We start from the raw sequence: 15,586 nt of genomic DNA, 5'->3' as shown, positions 1-15,586 counted from the left end.
CGCGGCGACGCGGGATAGGCAGGGAGCCTGTTGTCGAAACCTGCAGGCATGATCGCCGACCTTGGCGCAGCAGGTTCTGCCGCCGACCCGGCGTCGATATCGCTATTGGATCCGATGGCGAGTACCTGCGCTGCCACTCACAACGGCAGAACCAGCAGTCCTGGCTTCCACGAGCTTCATGGTATCGGCGAGGTCCATGACGACCGCGTACTTCTCCGACATGTCGAACAAATTCGCCTCGTGCGGACCGATCGCACGGTCCCCGACGCAATCCCTGACCACGAGCGGAAGGAAGCCCAGCGACATCGCGTCAACGACGCTCGACCGGACACAACCGCTCGTCACGCAACCAGCGACCACAAGCGTGCGGACGCCGCGCTGCGTCAGCCATGGCCCCAGCCCTGTCGCGAAGAATGCCGACGGCACGGTCTTTCGAACGACCAGCTCGCCCGGCTTCGGCGCAAGCTGCGGAACGATCGCACTGTTGGAAGAAGACTCCTTCAGCGTGAGCAGCCCCGGCACCTTCATCGCGAATACGTTGCGGTCGGCATCGTCGTCGGCGAATACGATTCTCGAATGCGCAACCGGCCACCTTCTCCGGCGCGCTTCGCCCAGCAATCCGACCGTCCTCTCCATCGCGGCAGCGATGTTGCCGCCGCCGAAAACGGCGGGATCGAGAAATCCGTTGACGAAATCGATGATCAGCAGCCCGAATGGAGCGTCGAGATCCAGCTCCTGACCGAAGCCTTGCCGGCGATATGTTGCCTTGTCGTCGGTCATTCGGCGGCCTCACGAACCGGTCCTCCATCGAGCACCTTTCCGTTTCGGACGACCTCCTCCCCGTCGAGCGCAATCGTGCAATTCCGCATCGGAATATCGATATGGCAGGCCGTTGTGCGGCTCCCGCCGGCCTCGTTGTTCGGGCCGAACGAGAACAGGAAATTGCCCTCGAACGCCCGCGCGTCCATGCCGATCGTGGCCTCCCGGTCATAGAGACCGAGCGTCGACCACTTGGCTCGCGGCTGCAGCCCCCAACCGATGTGCGACATCGCATATGCGTCTCGATCGTTGTACGAGGCCATGTACTCGCTCAGGATCTCGGCATCGACGCCGCCCTCGATCGAGGTCACAAAGCCCTTCTCGATCCCAAAGTGGATACGATCCTGAATGTAGGACTTCATCGGGAGCAGGATATCGCCCCGCTCCATCACGATCGTTCCATCGGCCTCGCCTTCATTTGCCCAGGTCAAGGCGAAGCCGCTCGGCCAATGATCCCACCGCCCGGGCTCGTCGACGAAGCCATATTCGCTGATGGCCGGGAACTGTCCGAGCTTGAAGCGGACGTCCGTGCCGGCCGGCGACGTCACATGCATCTCCTTCGCCTTGCCAAGCTTCGCGCTCGCAGCGGCGACGCGCGCACGATCGGCCATTGTCGGCACCATGCGAACCAGGACTTCCGGCGGCTCGACAGCCAGCAGGATCTTCGTGCCCGCCTTCAGGATCTCGTGCTGTTCGGGGGAGAACAGCAGGGTCATCAGGTCGAGGACGAGGTCACTCTCCTTCAGTGCCGCGATCGCTGCGCGATTCCCCGTCAGCGGCGTTGTCCCGAGATAGGCCAGCGAGTCGCGGCTCAAAGCCTTCTCGCCATTGACCGGAAGCAGATCGAGCCGGTTGACGATTGCGCCCATCGACGCAGCCGCGAGAATCGCGGTCGACAGGGTCTGCGGATGCGTCGACGAGCTGGTGAGCACGGTGACGAGCTGGCCTCGCTCCAGCTTGGAAAGCGAGAGAACCTGCTTCCAGGCCTGTATCAGATCGTGATCACTGACCGACATGTTGCTTCTCCTTGCTGATTGCGGCGTTCAGACGAGCGCCAAGAAACTCCTCGAAGGCGGCGTAGAACCCCGCCTCGTCATCCCATGGAATCATATGCCCCGCGTCGACGACGCGCGTGATCGAAGCACTCGGCAACAGCCGCTGGATTTCGGCGATGTCCTCGTCGCGGATGACGTCGCCACGTCCTGCAGCGATCAGACGGACTGGAACGGTGACCCGTCCGAGATCGCTGTGAATGTCGTCATTGTGGAATCCGTCAAAGCTCTCGCGCACCGCGCGCTCGTCGCAGGTGTGCAGCCACTCCGCACGCAGATTCAGTTGATCCTCGGTCCATGTCGGGCAGAACACCCGCATCTTTTCGGCGTTGCAACCGGCAACCGAGAGCCGAATGGAATCGACGTACCAATCGAGCTTCGCCGGATAGGCGCGCCGACCCGGTCCCGAGACCGGCGGATCCACCAGGACCAGTCTGGCCAGTCCGGGCAATCCGCGCCGTGCCGCACGAACCGCAATACGGGCCCCCATCGAGTGGCCAACCACGGTATATCGCGGCAGTTTCAACGCCGCAGCCAGCTCGGCCAGATCGGCGGCCTGCGCGTCCAGGCTGTAGTCGAGTGTGGGACCAGATTGCGACAGTCCCCGGCCTCGGATATCGAGCACGTAGGTCTCGAACTGGCGTCCAAACCGCTCGGCTACAAACCCCCAAGTGATCGCCGGACTGGTGATGCCCGGCAGGATGATGACCGGATCACGCCCCGCTTGCGCCTGCCCGTAGAGCAGATAGTGCAGCCGCACGCCGTTGGCCTGGATGTTTGCGCCGTATCGGAATGTACTCATCCGGCGGCCTGCAGTTTTGCGTTAGGAGCGGCCGCTGCATTCTTGCCGAAAGCGCCCGAGAGCAATGCGCCCGCGCCCGGTACCCGCGTGTTCAGGTCGAGCGCCGTCAGCATGGCGTAAGTGGTCGCGACCGCGGCGGTGATCACGGGCTTGCCGGTTCTTGCCTCGACCTCGGCGATTGAAGGCAACGACGGCATCTGCACACACGCTGACAAGACGACCGCGTCGGCGTCCTTCAGGTCCATCCCCGCCACGATCTTCGGCAGGTTCGCCGGATCGTGTCGACCGACCAAGATGTTGTCCGGAATCTCGAGCGCGCGGGAATCGGAGACCTTGATCCCCTCATGCTCGATGTAGTCGATGACGAGCTGCGTCAGCGGTTTCATGTACGGCGCGACGACGGCAATGCGCTTGGCGCCGATGACGTGCAGCGCATCAACCAGGGCACCGGCGCTGGTTACAACGGGAGCCGGCGCGCCGTTCTCGACCGTGCGACCATGGAGCCGCTCCTGCGAGACGCGGTGGTACGACTTCCCCATGCTCATGATCGCGACCAGGCAGGCGTAGCCGAGGACGTCGACGCGCGCATCCGAGAGCTCGAGCGCGCAGCGATCGGACTCGCCGTCCATCGCCGCGAGCTCTTCCTTCTTGACCGTCTTCATCCGCATCCGGCTCGAATGAAAGGTGAAGCGCGTGCCGTGCGCGAGCGAATGCGCATTGAGCATCGCAGGAATTTCAGTCTCCATGGTCGTATTCGAGCTCGGAACGATCTGGCCGATGCGATAGACCTTCTGCACGTGGTGTCTCCTCGGCCGATCAGGCCAGCTTCAGAATGCGTTCGGCGTTGCGCGAGCAGACCTGCGCGCGGACATCCTCGGATATTGGCGCGCGCTCGATGAAATCCGCGGCGATTGCCGTCGACTCGTAGGGATAGTCGACCGAAAACATGACGGCGGCGTTGCCCATCTCGGCAAGCGCGCAGGCAAGCGCTGCAGACGAACAGACGCCTGACGTCGTGATGAAGATGTTGCGTCCGAAGTATTCGGACGGCTTGTGCGCAAGCCGAACGCCATGCGGGTACACGGCGAAGCGGCTGTCGAACCGCCAGAGCAGCATCGGCAGCCCCTCACCCATGTGGCCGAGGATGATCTTCAACCGCGGAAAGCGATCGAAGACTCCGCCGAACAGCAGTCTGAGCGCATGGGTCGCGGTCTCGACGCCCCACCCCCACACCGCGCCGGTGAGTTCTGGATGGCCGTCATAGGCTTTCGGAACCGGACTTGGGTCCGTCGGATGCAAGTAGAGCGGCACGTCCAAATGCTGCATCCGCTCCCAAAACGCGTCGTAGGCCGGATCGTCATAGTAGGTCCCGCCCGTATGACCGTTGACCAGGGCGCCCTTGAAGCCAAGAACTTCGACGGCACGGGTCAGCTCGCTTGCGGCTGCCTTCGGGGAGTGCATCGGCAGCGATGCGAAGCCAGCATAGCGGGCCGGATGCCGCTGAATCTGCTGCACCAAGTAGTCATTGCCTTCGGCGGCGCGCCGGATGGCGACGTCTATGTTGGTTTCGGCCTGAACGCTTGGTCCGGTCTGCGACAGAACGACCTTGTCGATCCCGGCCCGGTCCATCTCACCGAGCCGCAATTCATCGAAGTCCCTGAGTTGGGACGACAGCCTGGATTGCGCAGCGGAGTCCATGTGCTTCGTGAAGACCTTCGAATATTCCTCGAAGCCGGGCGCCGTGAAGTGCTCTTCGAGCGCGATCTTGCGAATTCTGGACGACATGAATTGCTCCTTGCGGATCTCGACGTACGCGGATCCCGGTCACGGCTGGGACAAACCCGACCGGGACGGCCCTGACAGTCACTTCACCAGGGGGCATTCGCTTTCAGCCAAAGGCTTGAACGCCTCGGCCGCGGGAATGGTCGCCAGAACCTTGTAGTAGTCCCACGGCGCCTTCGACTCCGACGGTTTCTTCACCTCGACGAGATACATGTCGTGGACCATCCGCCCATCGGCTCGCACCGAACCGGACTGCGTAAAGGCATCCCGCACAGGCAGCTCGCGCATCTTCTCGGCGACCGCAATTCCGTCGTCGGTGCCGGCCTCCTTCACCGCCTTCAGGTAGTGAAGCACGCCGGAATAGACGCCAGCCTGCGCCATCGTCGGCATCGCTTTACGCTTCTTGTAGAATTTCTCCGCGAACGCACGGGTCTGGTCGTTCAGATCCCAGTAGTAGCCGGTCACGAAGGTGAGCCCCTGAGCGACCTGAAGACCGAGACTGTGCACGTCGGTGATGAATGTGACCGGCGTGACGATCGTCTGCCCGCCCTGCACGATCTGGAATTCATTGGCCTGCTTCACGGCATTGACCGTGTCGCCACCGGCGTTGGCGAATGCGATGACTTTTGCCTTGGAGGATTGAGCCTGGAGCAGGAAGGAGGAGAAATCCGGCGTGTTCAGCGGATGGCGCGCAGCGCCCACCACCTTGCCGCCTGCGGCCTTGACGGCTTTCGAGGCTTCCGTCTCGAGTGAAAGACCGAACGCATAGTCGACCGTCAGGAAGTACCAGGTGTCAAACCCCTTCTTGACGAGGGCAGAGGCGACGCCCGCAGCATTCGAATAATTGTCGTAGGTCCATTGAAAGCCGGTCGACGAACAGGCTTTGCCGGTCAGGTCCATGGTTGCCGCCGTGGAATAGATCGCGATCTTCTTTTTCGCTCTTGCGATCTCCTGCACGGCCAGTGCCACGCCCGAGTTGGGGAAGTCGATCACCATATCGACGTGGTCAACATCGAACCATCGACGCGCCAGCTGCGAACCGACATCGGCCTTGTTCTGGTGGTCTCCCGACATCACCTTGATCGGCTTGCCGATCACGGTTGGCCCGAACTCCTCCACCGCGATTTCCGCCGCCGCAACGGACCCGGGCCCACCGAGATCCGAGTACACGCCGCTGAGGTCGTTGAGGACACCGATCGTCACGGCGTCGGGGCCAGCCTTAGCCGGACCCAAACCCGACATCAGGGTCAGCGCGAGAATTGATGATGCGAGCCTGTTCATGAGCCATCCTCCGTTTGCCTCGCGCGCCGCCATCTTATTGTTGTTATTCTCAGGTCAATCCTGGAATCAGCGGTACCGCTCGCGATAAAGAGATGTATACTGAGTAATTAGGCAGCCCGTCAAGGGGCCTTCGGCTCATTTGCTGACCGAGGACCGCTCAAAGAATGGAAGGAATGCACGTTGAAGAAGCAATCATCCACCAATTCCACAAGGTCCGAGGTCAAGGTGGAAATGGCGCGGATGCCCCTGGCGTCGCGCCCGGGCTACCTGGTCCGCCGCCTGCATCAGATCCACTCCGCGATCTTTCTTGAGGAGTGCCAGGAGTTCGGCATCACGCCGGTGCAGTACGGCCTGATCACGACGCTACTCAACAACCCTGGCATCGATCAGGTCACGCTTGGTGGTGAGGTGGGCATCGATCGCACAAATGTAGCAGATGTTCTGAACCGCCTGTCGGAACGCGGCCTGGTGCGGCGCGAACGCAGCCAAACCGACCGGCGCTCGATGGTGGCCTTCCTGACCAAGGAGGGCGAGGCGGTCGCCGACAAGATGTACGACAGCATGCGCCGTGCGCAGGATCGCTTCCTCGCGCCCCTGCGGCCCGAGTTCAGGGCAGCATTTCTCGCGATGGTGACCGAATTGATCGAGGGCAACAGCAAATACAGCCTGCCCGACACCAATTCGGCATCCGGACGGCGGAAGTCGACGGCCGGCCGGGACGAATAGCTGGAAGCGACTCAATTTTAATCAGTATACATCATTATTACAGGAGTGAACCTGGCAATTGTACGGGAGATGAGGCCGCCTCGGCGGCCCTATCGCCGTGAGAACAAGCGCGCCTTGATGACGGACCAGACCAATCCGAGGCCACCGAGCGCCTTTCGGCGAGGCGGAGCCGCCCCGGTAATGGCGGCTTCGAGATTCTCGGCGAATGTCGCCGCCAACCGGCGCACGACGTCGTGCACCAGTCCGGCTCGGTTGAACTGAGCGAGCGGTCCACTCAGCTTCCAGGTCAGGACGACCGCAATCAGGGACGCGCTTGCCCCATCAGCGATGACGGTCCAGCGCGCGCTGCCCTCGGCGGACGAGCCTTGCCCGGCATCGCGCCCGCGGCCGGTCAGCCACCCCTCCCGCTTGGCGGGATCCATCCCGACCTTCGCCTGGCCGTTGAAAGCGACCTTGATCGGGCCCAGAGAAATCCTGACCTTTCCGACAAGATCTTCTCCGTCGAGTGATGTGATCTCGGCTCCGGGCACACACGGGACCACCCGTTGGAGGTCCGAAAGCAGGCTCCAAACCTTTTCGGCCGGCGCAGCCACTCGCACCCGTTCCTCAATTGACGTGCTGCCTGCGGATCCACCGACCGATGGCGCCATGGCTGGAACAGACGTGCGCGTTACCGGGCCATTTGTCTGGGGAGACGACGGCGCCGGCGGCAACCTTGAGCCCTCAAACCTGCCAACGACCGGAGCCACAGCCGCCGCGACGTCGGGCTTCTTCCCTGCGGCGACTTTCTTGACCGCTGCGACGATCCCGACATAACCGGTGCATCGGCAGAGATTGCCGGAGAGCTCCTCGCGCAGAGCGCGCTCATCGATATCGCCGAGCCGAAGCACGATATCTCGTGCAGTCGTCAGCATTCCCGGTGTGCAAAAGCCGCATTGCAGGGCGTGGTGCTCGGAAAACGCCTCACGCAGTTCCTGCATGGTTGGATCATCGTCAAAGCCCTCGATCGTGGTGACGCTGGCGCCATTGCAATCGGCGGCAAATGTGATGCACGACCGCTGGATCCTGCCGTCGAGCACAACGGTACAGGCGCCACAGACACCCTGCTCGCATCCGAGATGCGTTCCGGTGAGTTGCAGATCGCCGCGCAAGAAGTCCGCCAAGAGCGTGCGCGGCTCAACATCCGCCACGACGGCGCCGCCGTTGACCGTCATCGACACCTGCGTCATCGGCGCTGTCCTTCACCCAAGGTCGCCAGAGCCCGGCGAACCGCGACCGCGTGTAATTCCTGCGTGTCGAGATCAAGATCCGGCAGAACGGCGCGGATTTCCTCTGCAACGATCTCGCATGCCGCACGCGGCCCAGCCTCGACGAGACGTACGGCGGTATTGGGCAGCAGCGCCGGTGAACCGCTGGTCGCACCGGCAAGCACGCGCTGCAGGCCCGTCTTCGGATCGAGAACGACAACGCCGATCGCATTGGCGAATTCACCGGTCTTGCGGCAAATCTTGTGATAGGCCCAGGATGCATCTGCCGACAACCGCGGCACCTCGATCGCGGAAATCACTTCGCTCTCGCCGAGCTTGGTCGCAAACGCTCCGTCGACGAAGCTCTCGGCGGCATGGCGCTTCGGCCGTTCGTCGCCGCCCTGGACGACGATCGTGGCCCCCAGTGCCGCCAGCGTCGAGACCCAGTCTGCGGCCGGATCGGCATGCGCCAGGCTTCCGCCCATGGTGCCGCGATTGCGCACCGCTCGGTAAGCAATTCCGTGTGCGACTGATCGCAGCAGCCCGCGCGTCGGATCCTCCAGCACACCATCCTCGATCTCGGCATGGGTCCATCCGGCACCGATCGAGAACACCCGGTCGTCTGCCGCGAGCTCGCGAAAGCCGGACGCGCGCTTGATGTCGACCAGCAGCTTGGGCCGGGCCAGTCTCAGGTTCAACATCGGGACCAGCGACTGGCCGCCAGCCAACAGCTTGGCGTTGCCATCGGCAGCGGCGAGGAGTTCGGTTGCCTCACCGAGGGTCCGTGCATGCTTGAGCTCGAAAGCCGACGACTTCATCGCGTGACGCCCGCTTCAGGGCCTGTCGCCTGCGGCGGGCGCGCGCGCCGAATTGCCTCGCGGATCCGCCGTGGGCTCGCGGGCACCTGCCGTATCGCGGCGTTGAGCGGCGACAAGGCATCGTTGATCGCGTTGACGATCGCAGCAGGCGGCGCAATCGCGCCGCCCTCCCCGACGCCCTTGATTCCGTGAGCCGAGTAAGGCGATAGCGTCTCGCGATGGTCGATGCGAAAGCTGGGCAGCTCGGTCGGACCAGGCAGAATATAATCGAGCAGCGTCGAGGCGAGCGGTTGAGCGTTGTCGTCGTACGGGCTCTCTTCAAACAGCGCAGTGCCGATACCCTGCGCCGCCCCTCCATAGGTCTGCCCCTCGACAATCATCGGATTGACCATGCGTCCACAATCCTCGACGATCGCATAGTCGAGGATCTCAACGAGACCGGTCTCGGCGTCAACTGCGAGCCGAACGGCGTGCGTGGCGTAAGAAAACACGCCCGTATCGACGTCCGGCTTGTATCCTTCGGTCGCCTCAAGGCCTGCCGTGTTCACCGTCTCGGGAAGCTGGTCCGGCCGGAGATACCAGGCGCGTCCGACATCCTCGTAGGAGACACTGGCATTCGCCGCAAAGATCCGCCCCTCGGCAAATTCGACGGCGGCCGGCTCGACTTGCAGCAGATGGGCGGCAATCGACTTGATCCGGCCTGCAACGACCTCGGCGGCCCGCGAGACCGCACCGCCCGACATGACGATCCCGCGCGATGCGTAGGCACCGGTCGAGAACGGCGTCATCGCCGTATCGCCGAGCCTGACCCTGATGTGCTTGAGCGGAACACGCGTCTGTTCGTGAGCAATCTGCGCCAGCGTCGTTTCCAGGCCCTGCCCGATGGTATGGATGCCCGCCGCGACCTCCAGCGCGCCGTCCGGCGTCAGCTTCACGTGCGCCTGATCGAACCCCGGCACCAGCGGCAATCCCCAGGACGCAAACACCTTGGTGCCGTGCGCGGACTGCTCCGTGAAACTTGCAAACCCGATGCCGAGGTAACGTCCCCTGTCGTCGCGTTTGGGCCCTGCGCGGAATGCCTCGAGACCGATCATGTTCTTGGCGGCAACGAGCGCCTCCGGGTAGTCACCGGAGTCGTAATGCTTGTTCGTGATGTTGGTGTACGGCATCGCCGAAGCCGGAACCAGATTGTCCCGGCGAACTTCCCATGCTTCGCGACCGACCTTCTGCGCGATCGCGTCAATGACCTGCTCCATCGCAAAGCAAACACCCGGCCGCGCAACACCGCGATAGGGCGCGAAAGGCGGCTTGTTGGTCGCAACCGAATAGGTACGGCACCGGTACGCAGCCAGATGATACGGTCCGGGCAGGTTTCCTCCGGCCTGCGCGGCCTCCAGGCAGGCGGTGAACGGCCACACGGAGTAAGCGCCGGTGTCGACGGACACTTCCGCGTCCAGCGCGAGAAGCCGCCCCTGCGTGTCGGCATAGGCCTTGATATGGTATTCGTGCTGCCGCGCGTTGGCGCCGGCGACGAGATGCTCCCTGCGATCCTCGGTCCAGCGGAATGGCTTCTTGAAGGTCGCAGCAAGCCAGGCGACGGCAACCTCCTCGGGCTGCAACAGGCACTTGTAGCCGAAGCCGCCTCCGACGTCCGGCGGGGCGACCCTGATTTGCGCTTGCGCAATCCCGAGACACTCGGCGAGCCCGGCCCTTATCAGGTGCGGCACCTGGGTGGAGGTGTGCACCACGAGCTGATCGGCGCGATCATCCCACCAGGCCAGCACGCCCTTGCCTTCCATGGGATGCATCGTCTGTCGCGCGCATGACATCTCGAGCTCGACCGAGATCGGCGCCCTGGCAATAACCTCGTCGACGCCGCTGTCGAAGAAGGTCTCCAGGAACAGGTTATCGCCCCACTCCGGATGCAGAAGTTCGGCGTTGTCACGGCGACCGCCCGCGCAAGAAGCGATCGCCGGCAGTTCGTCGTAGCCAATCTCGACTTGCTCGATCAGGTCTTCCGCGATCGCGCGACTTTTCGCCACGCACATGGCAACGGGTTCGCCGACAAAGCGCACCTTGTCGGTGGCCAGGATCGGATATTGCGAGACCTTGTACCCGGGAATGGAAGATCTCGTAACGATCGGCGCGACCCCGACCAGATCTTCGGAGAAGAAGGTATCGTCGGCGTAATCCGGCGATTTTGTCTTCGACAGGATCCTCGCATGCGCGACTGGACTGCGCAGGAATGCCACTTCCCGTAGCCCAGGCATGTGGATGTCACCGACGAACCGGCCGCGGCCGCGCAAGTGCCGCGCATCCTCCTTGCGCCGCGCTCGCGCCCCGATACCTTCACCGACCGCCCCGTCCGTGTTCATGATGATCCTCTCATGCGATCTGCCAAAGCGCTCCCGACGTCATGAAGGTCACAGTGATTGTCCCCCGATCGCAAGCGGCTCTACACCGGAATGCAAAGCGCGTTGGGAACGAGCAGATTGTCGTAAACGCAGCGGCGCTGCTTGAGCTTGAGGCCCTCGTCGGAACGCCGGAACACGTCGTGATAGGTTCCGATCTGGTGAATGGTCGCGTCAGGGCGATCGAACAAGACCTGCAGGACGATATAGTTCGCCCGAGCCTTGATGTTTCCGTGCTCATCTTCGCCGAGCAACTGCAAATTGCTGATCAAGTGACGAAGGTACCGCGGCGCAAACATGGCGGTTTTCTCCAGCGCGAACGCCCGATCGCGAATCATGCCCCTATTCTCGCAATAGATGAGACCGACCGGGTGGCCGCGATCTTCATTCTCGCGCGACAAAACGACATAGCTTGCGTCCGGCGTGAACATCTCGCTCCAGTCCGAGAGCCGCTGTTCGTCAAGGGCGGCCGCGTACTGGCAGTTGAACTGCTCGATTGCATTCCGCAGCAGCAGCTGGTGAATTTGTGCCGTGTAGGTGGGATCGGTGGCCAACATCTGAATAGCCCGCATCTCTCGTTAGAGTTCCATCGCGCTGCGCCAATGCTGATACATCGCGCGTATCGACGCCTCGGAGATCAAGGTGTCTGCGGTGCCGATGACCCCGGGATCCAATTCGACCACATGTTGGCCGTCGGGGACCGCGAGCATGCCGTCCTGCACGAACTTGATGGCTTCGTTGTCTTCGAGGCCAAGGAAGCCTGCCGGTCCCATCAGATTGCCTTGCCGCAACCGATGGCGGGTCATCTCCTCATCGTCACCCTCGAAGCCGAACATGGTCCACTTCATGATGAACTCGTTCGGTCCCGTCGGAACGATCTGCCGAACGCCCAGGGTGTTCATCTCCCGCTGCACGATGAGATTGGGCCAGATCGTCGTCATGGTCACCGACCAGGGACTGTCGAACTCATTGACGAAATCCATGAAGCGCGGCTCCTCGAGCTGCATGCCTTCCTTGTAGGCGCGCATCTCCTTCTTGGTGTCGTTGTCGAGCTTGCTGACGTCCGACTTTGCCGATGCCATCACGCCGTGCCGGCCGGAGGGGTCGGCGATCATCGACGACTTGTTGCCGGCCACCAGCAGGCCGAACGTCACCAGAAACGTGTGCAGCAACGTTGCGTGATACGGGTCCTTGAGATTCTCGTGATAGAGCTTCCAATTTCCCGGAAGGCTGTGGCGATAGTGACCGAGCACCTTAGGCTTGCGCCCATCGAAGGTCGCCTCGAACTCGCGGAGAATCTCCGGTCCAAGATATTCGGCCAACGGCTCCATGTCGGCACAATACGAAGCAAACACGACACCACGATGGGTCGTGACCTTCAGCTGCCTCAGCCCATGGTCTGCATTCTTGAAATCGCGCGGCATTCCGCCCTTGCCGTCGACCCCTCGGCGGAACGGCACCCCCGCCAGATTGCCCTTCAGGTCGTAGGACCACTGATGATAGGGACAGACGAATTCCTTGGCGTTGCCGCTCAGCTCGCGACAGAACTCGGCCGCGCGATGAGCACAGCGGTTCTCGAAGACGTTGATCGAACCGTCTTCGGCGCGCGATACCACGACAGGCGTCGGTCCCACATTGGAACGGATGAAATCGCCAACGCCGGGAATCTCGCTCTCCAGCGCCACGTAATTCCAGGTCCGTCCGTGAAAGATCTTTTCGACTTCGCGCCGGTAGATGTCGTCGTCCGTGTAGACCCAATCAGGCACCCTGGTGAGCCCCTCGGCTGGCCAGACGTATTGCTTCGACGTCGTCGTCACCAACCTCTCATTCACCACCTGGGTATTCTCCTCATTGCCGTCTCTCGTGAGCAGAGCAGCGGAAACCTTGGCGATATCGAACATGTCAGGGTTTTCGAGCTCCTTGCGCGCCTGCCGTATCGCCGCAGGATCGGAAAACGCGACCACGCTGGTAAGCCGTCCGGTGTCCGGATCAATCGTGCGGTAGACGGCCCCAGGTTCGCCATCGCGACCTGTGAGCGCGACCTTGTCGCCCGGTGACGAGACCCCGAGTATCTGGATGTTCAGGCCAAACTGGTCGGTCCAGAACCAGGGAGCCTGCGCATCCGTGCTCGGCGGCCCCCCGGCAATCGATTGTCCTGCGGCTGCACCTTGCTGCTCCGCATTGTGCCAACTCTCAAAACGGCGGGAGCGCCCCCTGACCGGACGGCAATGCAACGCGCAGTCGCCCGCAGCCCAGATTCCCGCGATGTTGGTCTTTTGCTCTGCGTCGACAACGATCCCGCCATCCACCGCGCAGCCGGCCGCGGCTGCCAGTTCCGTCTCGGGGGCCAACCCGACACCGACGCAGATGGTATCTGCAGCGAAAGCGCCGGCGGAGGTATTGACCACCAGACCTTCACCGTCGCGGCGGATATCCTGGACCTGCACGCCCCGCAAAACGGTGACGCCGTGGCGCTCGGCAAGAGAGCGAAAGCTGCGCCCCAATGATGGAGGCAGCACGCGGGCCATCAGTTCGGCTTCGCGTTCGAGGAGGACGGTGGCGACCCCAAGCGTCGCGGCGACCGAAGCAAGTTCAAGACCAATAAAGCCACCGCCGACGATGACGAGACGCCTTGCAGTTGCGAGCGACTGCCTGATGGAGCTAGAATCCTCGATCGTGCGCAGGTAGTGCACTCCAGGCAGATCGGCGCCGGCAATGGAGAGTCGCCGCGGAACTCCGCCGGTCGCCAGCAGAAGCGCATCATATCGAAGCTTAGTCCCGTTACTGAGAAACGCGATCCTGGCAGCTGAATCGATCCGGGTAACGGAGCACCCGAGATGGGTCTTGACGTCGAGGGCCGCCACATCGGCTTCAGCCAGCCGCCCACAGGATTCGATCGACGCCTTTCCAAGGAGAATATCCTTTGAAAGCGGTGGACGCTCGTACGGCAGGTGCTCCTCCCTTCCGACGAGATCTACCGTGCCGGCGAAGCCACTAGCTCGCATGCTGCGAATTGCCGCTGCAGCCGCCTGACCGGCGCCCACAACGACGACTGCCCGACGGGAAGGCGATCCCCTCTGGGCGCAGACCTCCGCCTGATGCTTGGGCACAGCCTTCTTATCTCCATCGAGATCGACAAACACCTCGCCCTCCTCGACCTTGGCCGAGTAGGTCTCAAGGTCTTGCGTGACCGGAGAGCAGAGCGCTTTTCCCGATCTGATATCGAACATGCCCTGGTGCAGCGGACACTCGATTGTGCTGCCGTCAACGAATCCATCAGCAAGAAAGGCTAGCGCGTGGGTGCATATGCCATGCGTAGCGAAGACCTCACCATCAAGGAGATAGAGCGCCACGAGCCTGCCGTCGATCTCGACACTCGTCACGCCGTTGGGCTTCAGCTCGTCCACGGCAATTGCTTTTCGCCACGCCATCCCACACCTCGGAAACCGCCCTGAATTTTAATCAGTATACATCTCTTTAAATGGCGCGCAAGGCAAAACAATCTATCCCGTCTAGGCGGGTCAAGAGCGGCCGTACCTGATTGAATTACCGCCAACAAAATCCGATCTTTTGATATAGCACGCCACCAGCATGCGCCATGTATATAAGGCGCTATACTGATTATATAGGCTTACGTGTGCCGAACTCTGCGGCGCTGCGGCCGCAGGACCTGGCCACGCGTATCGGTAAGCGTCGCCGGCAAAAGCGCAGTGCACGACTCGCGGGAGACGATGACGCTCGCTCGCAGACGGCTGTTTCTGAATGAGCCAAGATCAAATCAACCAAGGCTCCTCGTTGCGAAGAGAACGCCTTGCGCATGTCCGACCAGATCAGTTCAATCGCTCATGGGTAGGTTCGCGCTCGGTGCCGTCAACTTGGTAGCGAGCCTCGGCTACGTCAGGCGTGCGTTCGCCATCGAAGCCCCAATTCGATAGACTGGCATCCGGCGTCCAACAGCCGAAGTCAGTTGCGCGCGTCGCGCCGCAGAAATCGAGCAATCGGCATCAAGGCGTCGATTGAGGGCATACCTGCGCGCGCCTCACTGTATGACGACCAGGGATAGGGGATAGCCGAAAGCCATTGCAGGACAGACGTCTGATAGCTGGCCGGCAGCACACACATGAACTCAATCTTGATGAGCAGCCGCTTGACGCGACCGTCTCCGGCGGCATCAAAATCCCAGATGTACTCACCGCAACCGACGCGAACGTCGCCGTCGGACTTGTTTGACATCCCCACCAGCCAGTCGCATTGAAACTGTGGAAGGCGATCGGGCTCAGGGCGCGAGAGGCAGAAGGTGCGCACATTTTCATACTGCAATCCAAAGTTTCGTACGAGAACGTCGGTCACGCTCTCCAAGCCGTGAGCGGAACTTGGAAAAGAGATTGCGTCGGTCAGGAGCTGCATCTGGAGCTCACAATCCTGCACGAATGCACGCTTCATGAGCTGGGGCAGGTTTCGGTCCTTTGCCTCGATATACGTGCTGATCGCCTCGGCTGCCGTGATCGATTGGGGCTGAATCAAGTATTCTCTCCAGAGTTGCGCGACCAGATGCCGGGTGACAGCGGCGCCAATGACGCCGCGGGAAACAACGAGGTAGGCGCCGCTAAACCAGCCTCACAATACATCGCAAGCTTGATTTCTTCAC

General features: G+C 62.1%; 13 protein-coding genes. 1 reads left to right on the top strand and 12 read right to left on the bottom strand.

Translation table 11 applies throughout. The annotated features are described in order from the left end of the window. Window positions 1–102 precede the first annotated feature (102 nt). The 6 genes from AAFG07_RS11960 to AAFG07_RS11935 all read right to left on the bottom strand — a co-directional run bounded on the left by AAFG07_RS11960 (window position 103) and on the right by AAFG07_RS11935 (window position 5,736). The gene (locus AAFG07_RS11960) at window positions 103–780 is read right to left on the bottom strand and encodes an isochorismatase family protein (protein ID WP_342727440.1); all 678 of its coding nucleotides are present in this window, start codon (window positions 778–780) and stop codon (window positions 103–105) included. After that, window positions 777–1,835, bottom strand: a complete 1,059-nt coding sequence (locus AAFG07_RS11955; RefSeq protein WP_342727439.1) for a 2,5-dihydroxypyridine 5,6-dioxygenase — start codon at window positions 1,833–1,835, stop codon at window positions 777–779. Before AAFG07_RS11955 ends, AAFG07_RS11960 begins: the two co-directional genes overlap by 4 nt. Next, entirely contained in the window at window positions 1,822–2,673 is an 852-nt protein-coding gene (locus tag AAFG07_RS11950) for an alpha/beta hydrolase (RefSeq protein ID WP_342727438.1), read from the bottom strand. Before AAFG07_RS11950 ends, AAFG07_RS11955 begins: the two co-directional genes overlap by 14 nt. Further along, complete coding sequence (locus AAFG07_RS11945; protein WP_342727437.1) at window positions 2,670–3,470, bottom strand: Asp/Glu racemase; 801 nt, start codon at window positions 3,468–3,470, stop codon at window positions 2,670–2,672. The genes AAFG07_RS11950 and AAFG07_RS11945 overlap by 4 nt, the downstream gene beginning before the upstream one ends. A 19-nt stretch (window positions 3,471–3,489) precedes the next feature. Further along, window positions 3,490–4,458 carry an amidohydrolase family protein gene (locus AAFG07_RS11940; protein WP_342727436.1) on the bottom strand — a complete coding sequence of 323 codons (969 nt, stop codon included), beginning with the start codon at window positions 4,456–4,458 and terminating at the stop codon, window positions 3,490–3,492. A gap of 78 nt (window positions 4,459–4,536) precedes the next feature. Further along, on the bottom strand, window positions 4,537–5,736 hold the full coding sequence (locus tag AAFG07_RS11935) for an ABC transporter substrate-binding protein (RefSeq protein ID WP_342727435.1): 1,200 nt from the start codon (window positions 5,734–5,736) through the stop codon (window positions 4,537–4,539). 231 nt (window positions 5,737–5,967) lie between these two features. Here AAFG07_RS11935 and AAFG07_RS11930 point away from each other — a divergent pair, with 231 nt between their 5' ends. Continuing rightward, entirely contained in the window at window positions 5,968–6,462 is a 495-nt protein-coding gene (locus AAFG07_RS11930; protein ID WP_342729130.1) for a MarR family transcriptional regulator, read from the top strand. Between the two features lie 89 nt (window positions 6,463–6,551). Here the strand turns inward: AAFG07_RS11930 and AAFG07_RS11925 are convergent, their stop codons facing one another. The 6 genes from AAFG07_RS11925 to AAFG07_RS11900 form a co-directional block, all read right to left on the bottom strand. Beyond that, on the bottom strand, window positions 6,552–7,691 hold the full coding sequence (locus AAFG07_RS11925; RefSeq protein ID WP_342727434.1) for a 2Fe-2S iron-sulfur cluster-binding protein: 1,140 nt from the start codon (window positions 7,689–7,691) through the stop codon (window positions 6,552–6,554). Further along, window positions 7,688–8,527: an FAD binding domain-containing protein gene (locus AAFG07_RS11920; protein ID WP_342727433.1), complete on the bottom strand. Its 840-nt coding sequence runs from the start codon at window positions 8,525–8,527 to the stop codon at window positions 7,688–7,690. Before AAFG07_RS11920 ends, AAFG07_RS11925 begins: the two co-directional genes overlap by 4 nt. Next, window positions 8,524–10,902, bottom strand: coding sequence for a xanthine dehydrogenase family protein molybdopterin-binding subunit (locus AAFG07_RS11915; RefSeq protein WP_342727432.1), 2,379 nt, complete (start codon window positions 10,900–10,902; stop codon window positions 8,524–8,526). Before AAFG07_RS11915 ends, AAFG07_RS11920 begins: the two co-directional genes overlap by 4 nt. Window positions 10,903–10,982: 80 nt before the next feature. Beyond that, window positions 10,983–11,495: an aromatic-ring-hydroxylating dioxygenase subunit beta gene (locus tag AAFG07_RS11910; protein WP_342727431.1), complete on the bottom strand. Its 513-nt coding sequence runs from the start codon at window positions 11,493–11,495 to the stop codon at window positions 10,983–10,985. Window positions 11,496–11,516: 21 nt separating this feature from the next. Continuing rightward, entirely contained in the window at window positions 11,517–14,369 is a 2,853-nt protein-coding gene (locus tag AAFG07_RS11905; protein ID WP_342727430.1) for an FAD-dependent oxidoreductase, read from the bottom strand. Window positions 14,370–14,901: 532 nt separating this feature from the next. Further along, complete coding sequence (locus tag AAFG07_RS11900) at window positions 14,902–15,462, bottom strand: hypothetical protein (RefSeq protein WP_342727429.1); 561 nt, start codon at window positions 15,460–15,462, stop codon at window positions 14,902–14,904. Between the last annotated feature and the right edge of the window lie 124 nt (window positions 15,463–15,586).

This window comes from Bradyrhizobium sp. B097 (genome assembly GCF_038957035.1).
Classification (GTDB): Bacteria; Pseudomonadota; Alphaproteobacteria; order Rhizobiales; family Xanthobacteraceae; genus Bradyrhizobium.
The sequence above is the reverse complement of the archived record's forward strand: the minus strand, read 5'-3'. Positions and strand labels throughout refer to the sequence as shown.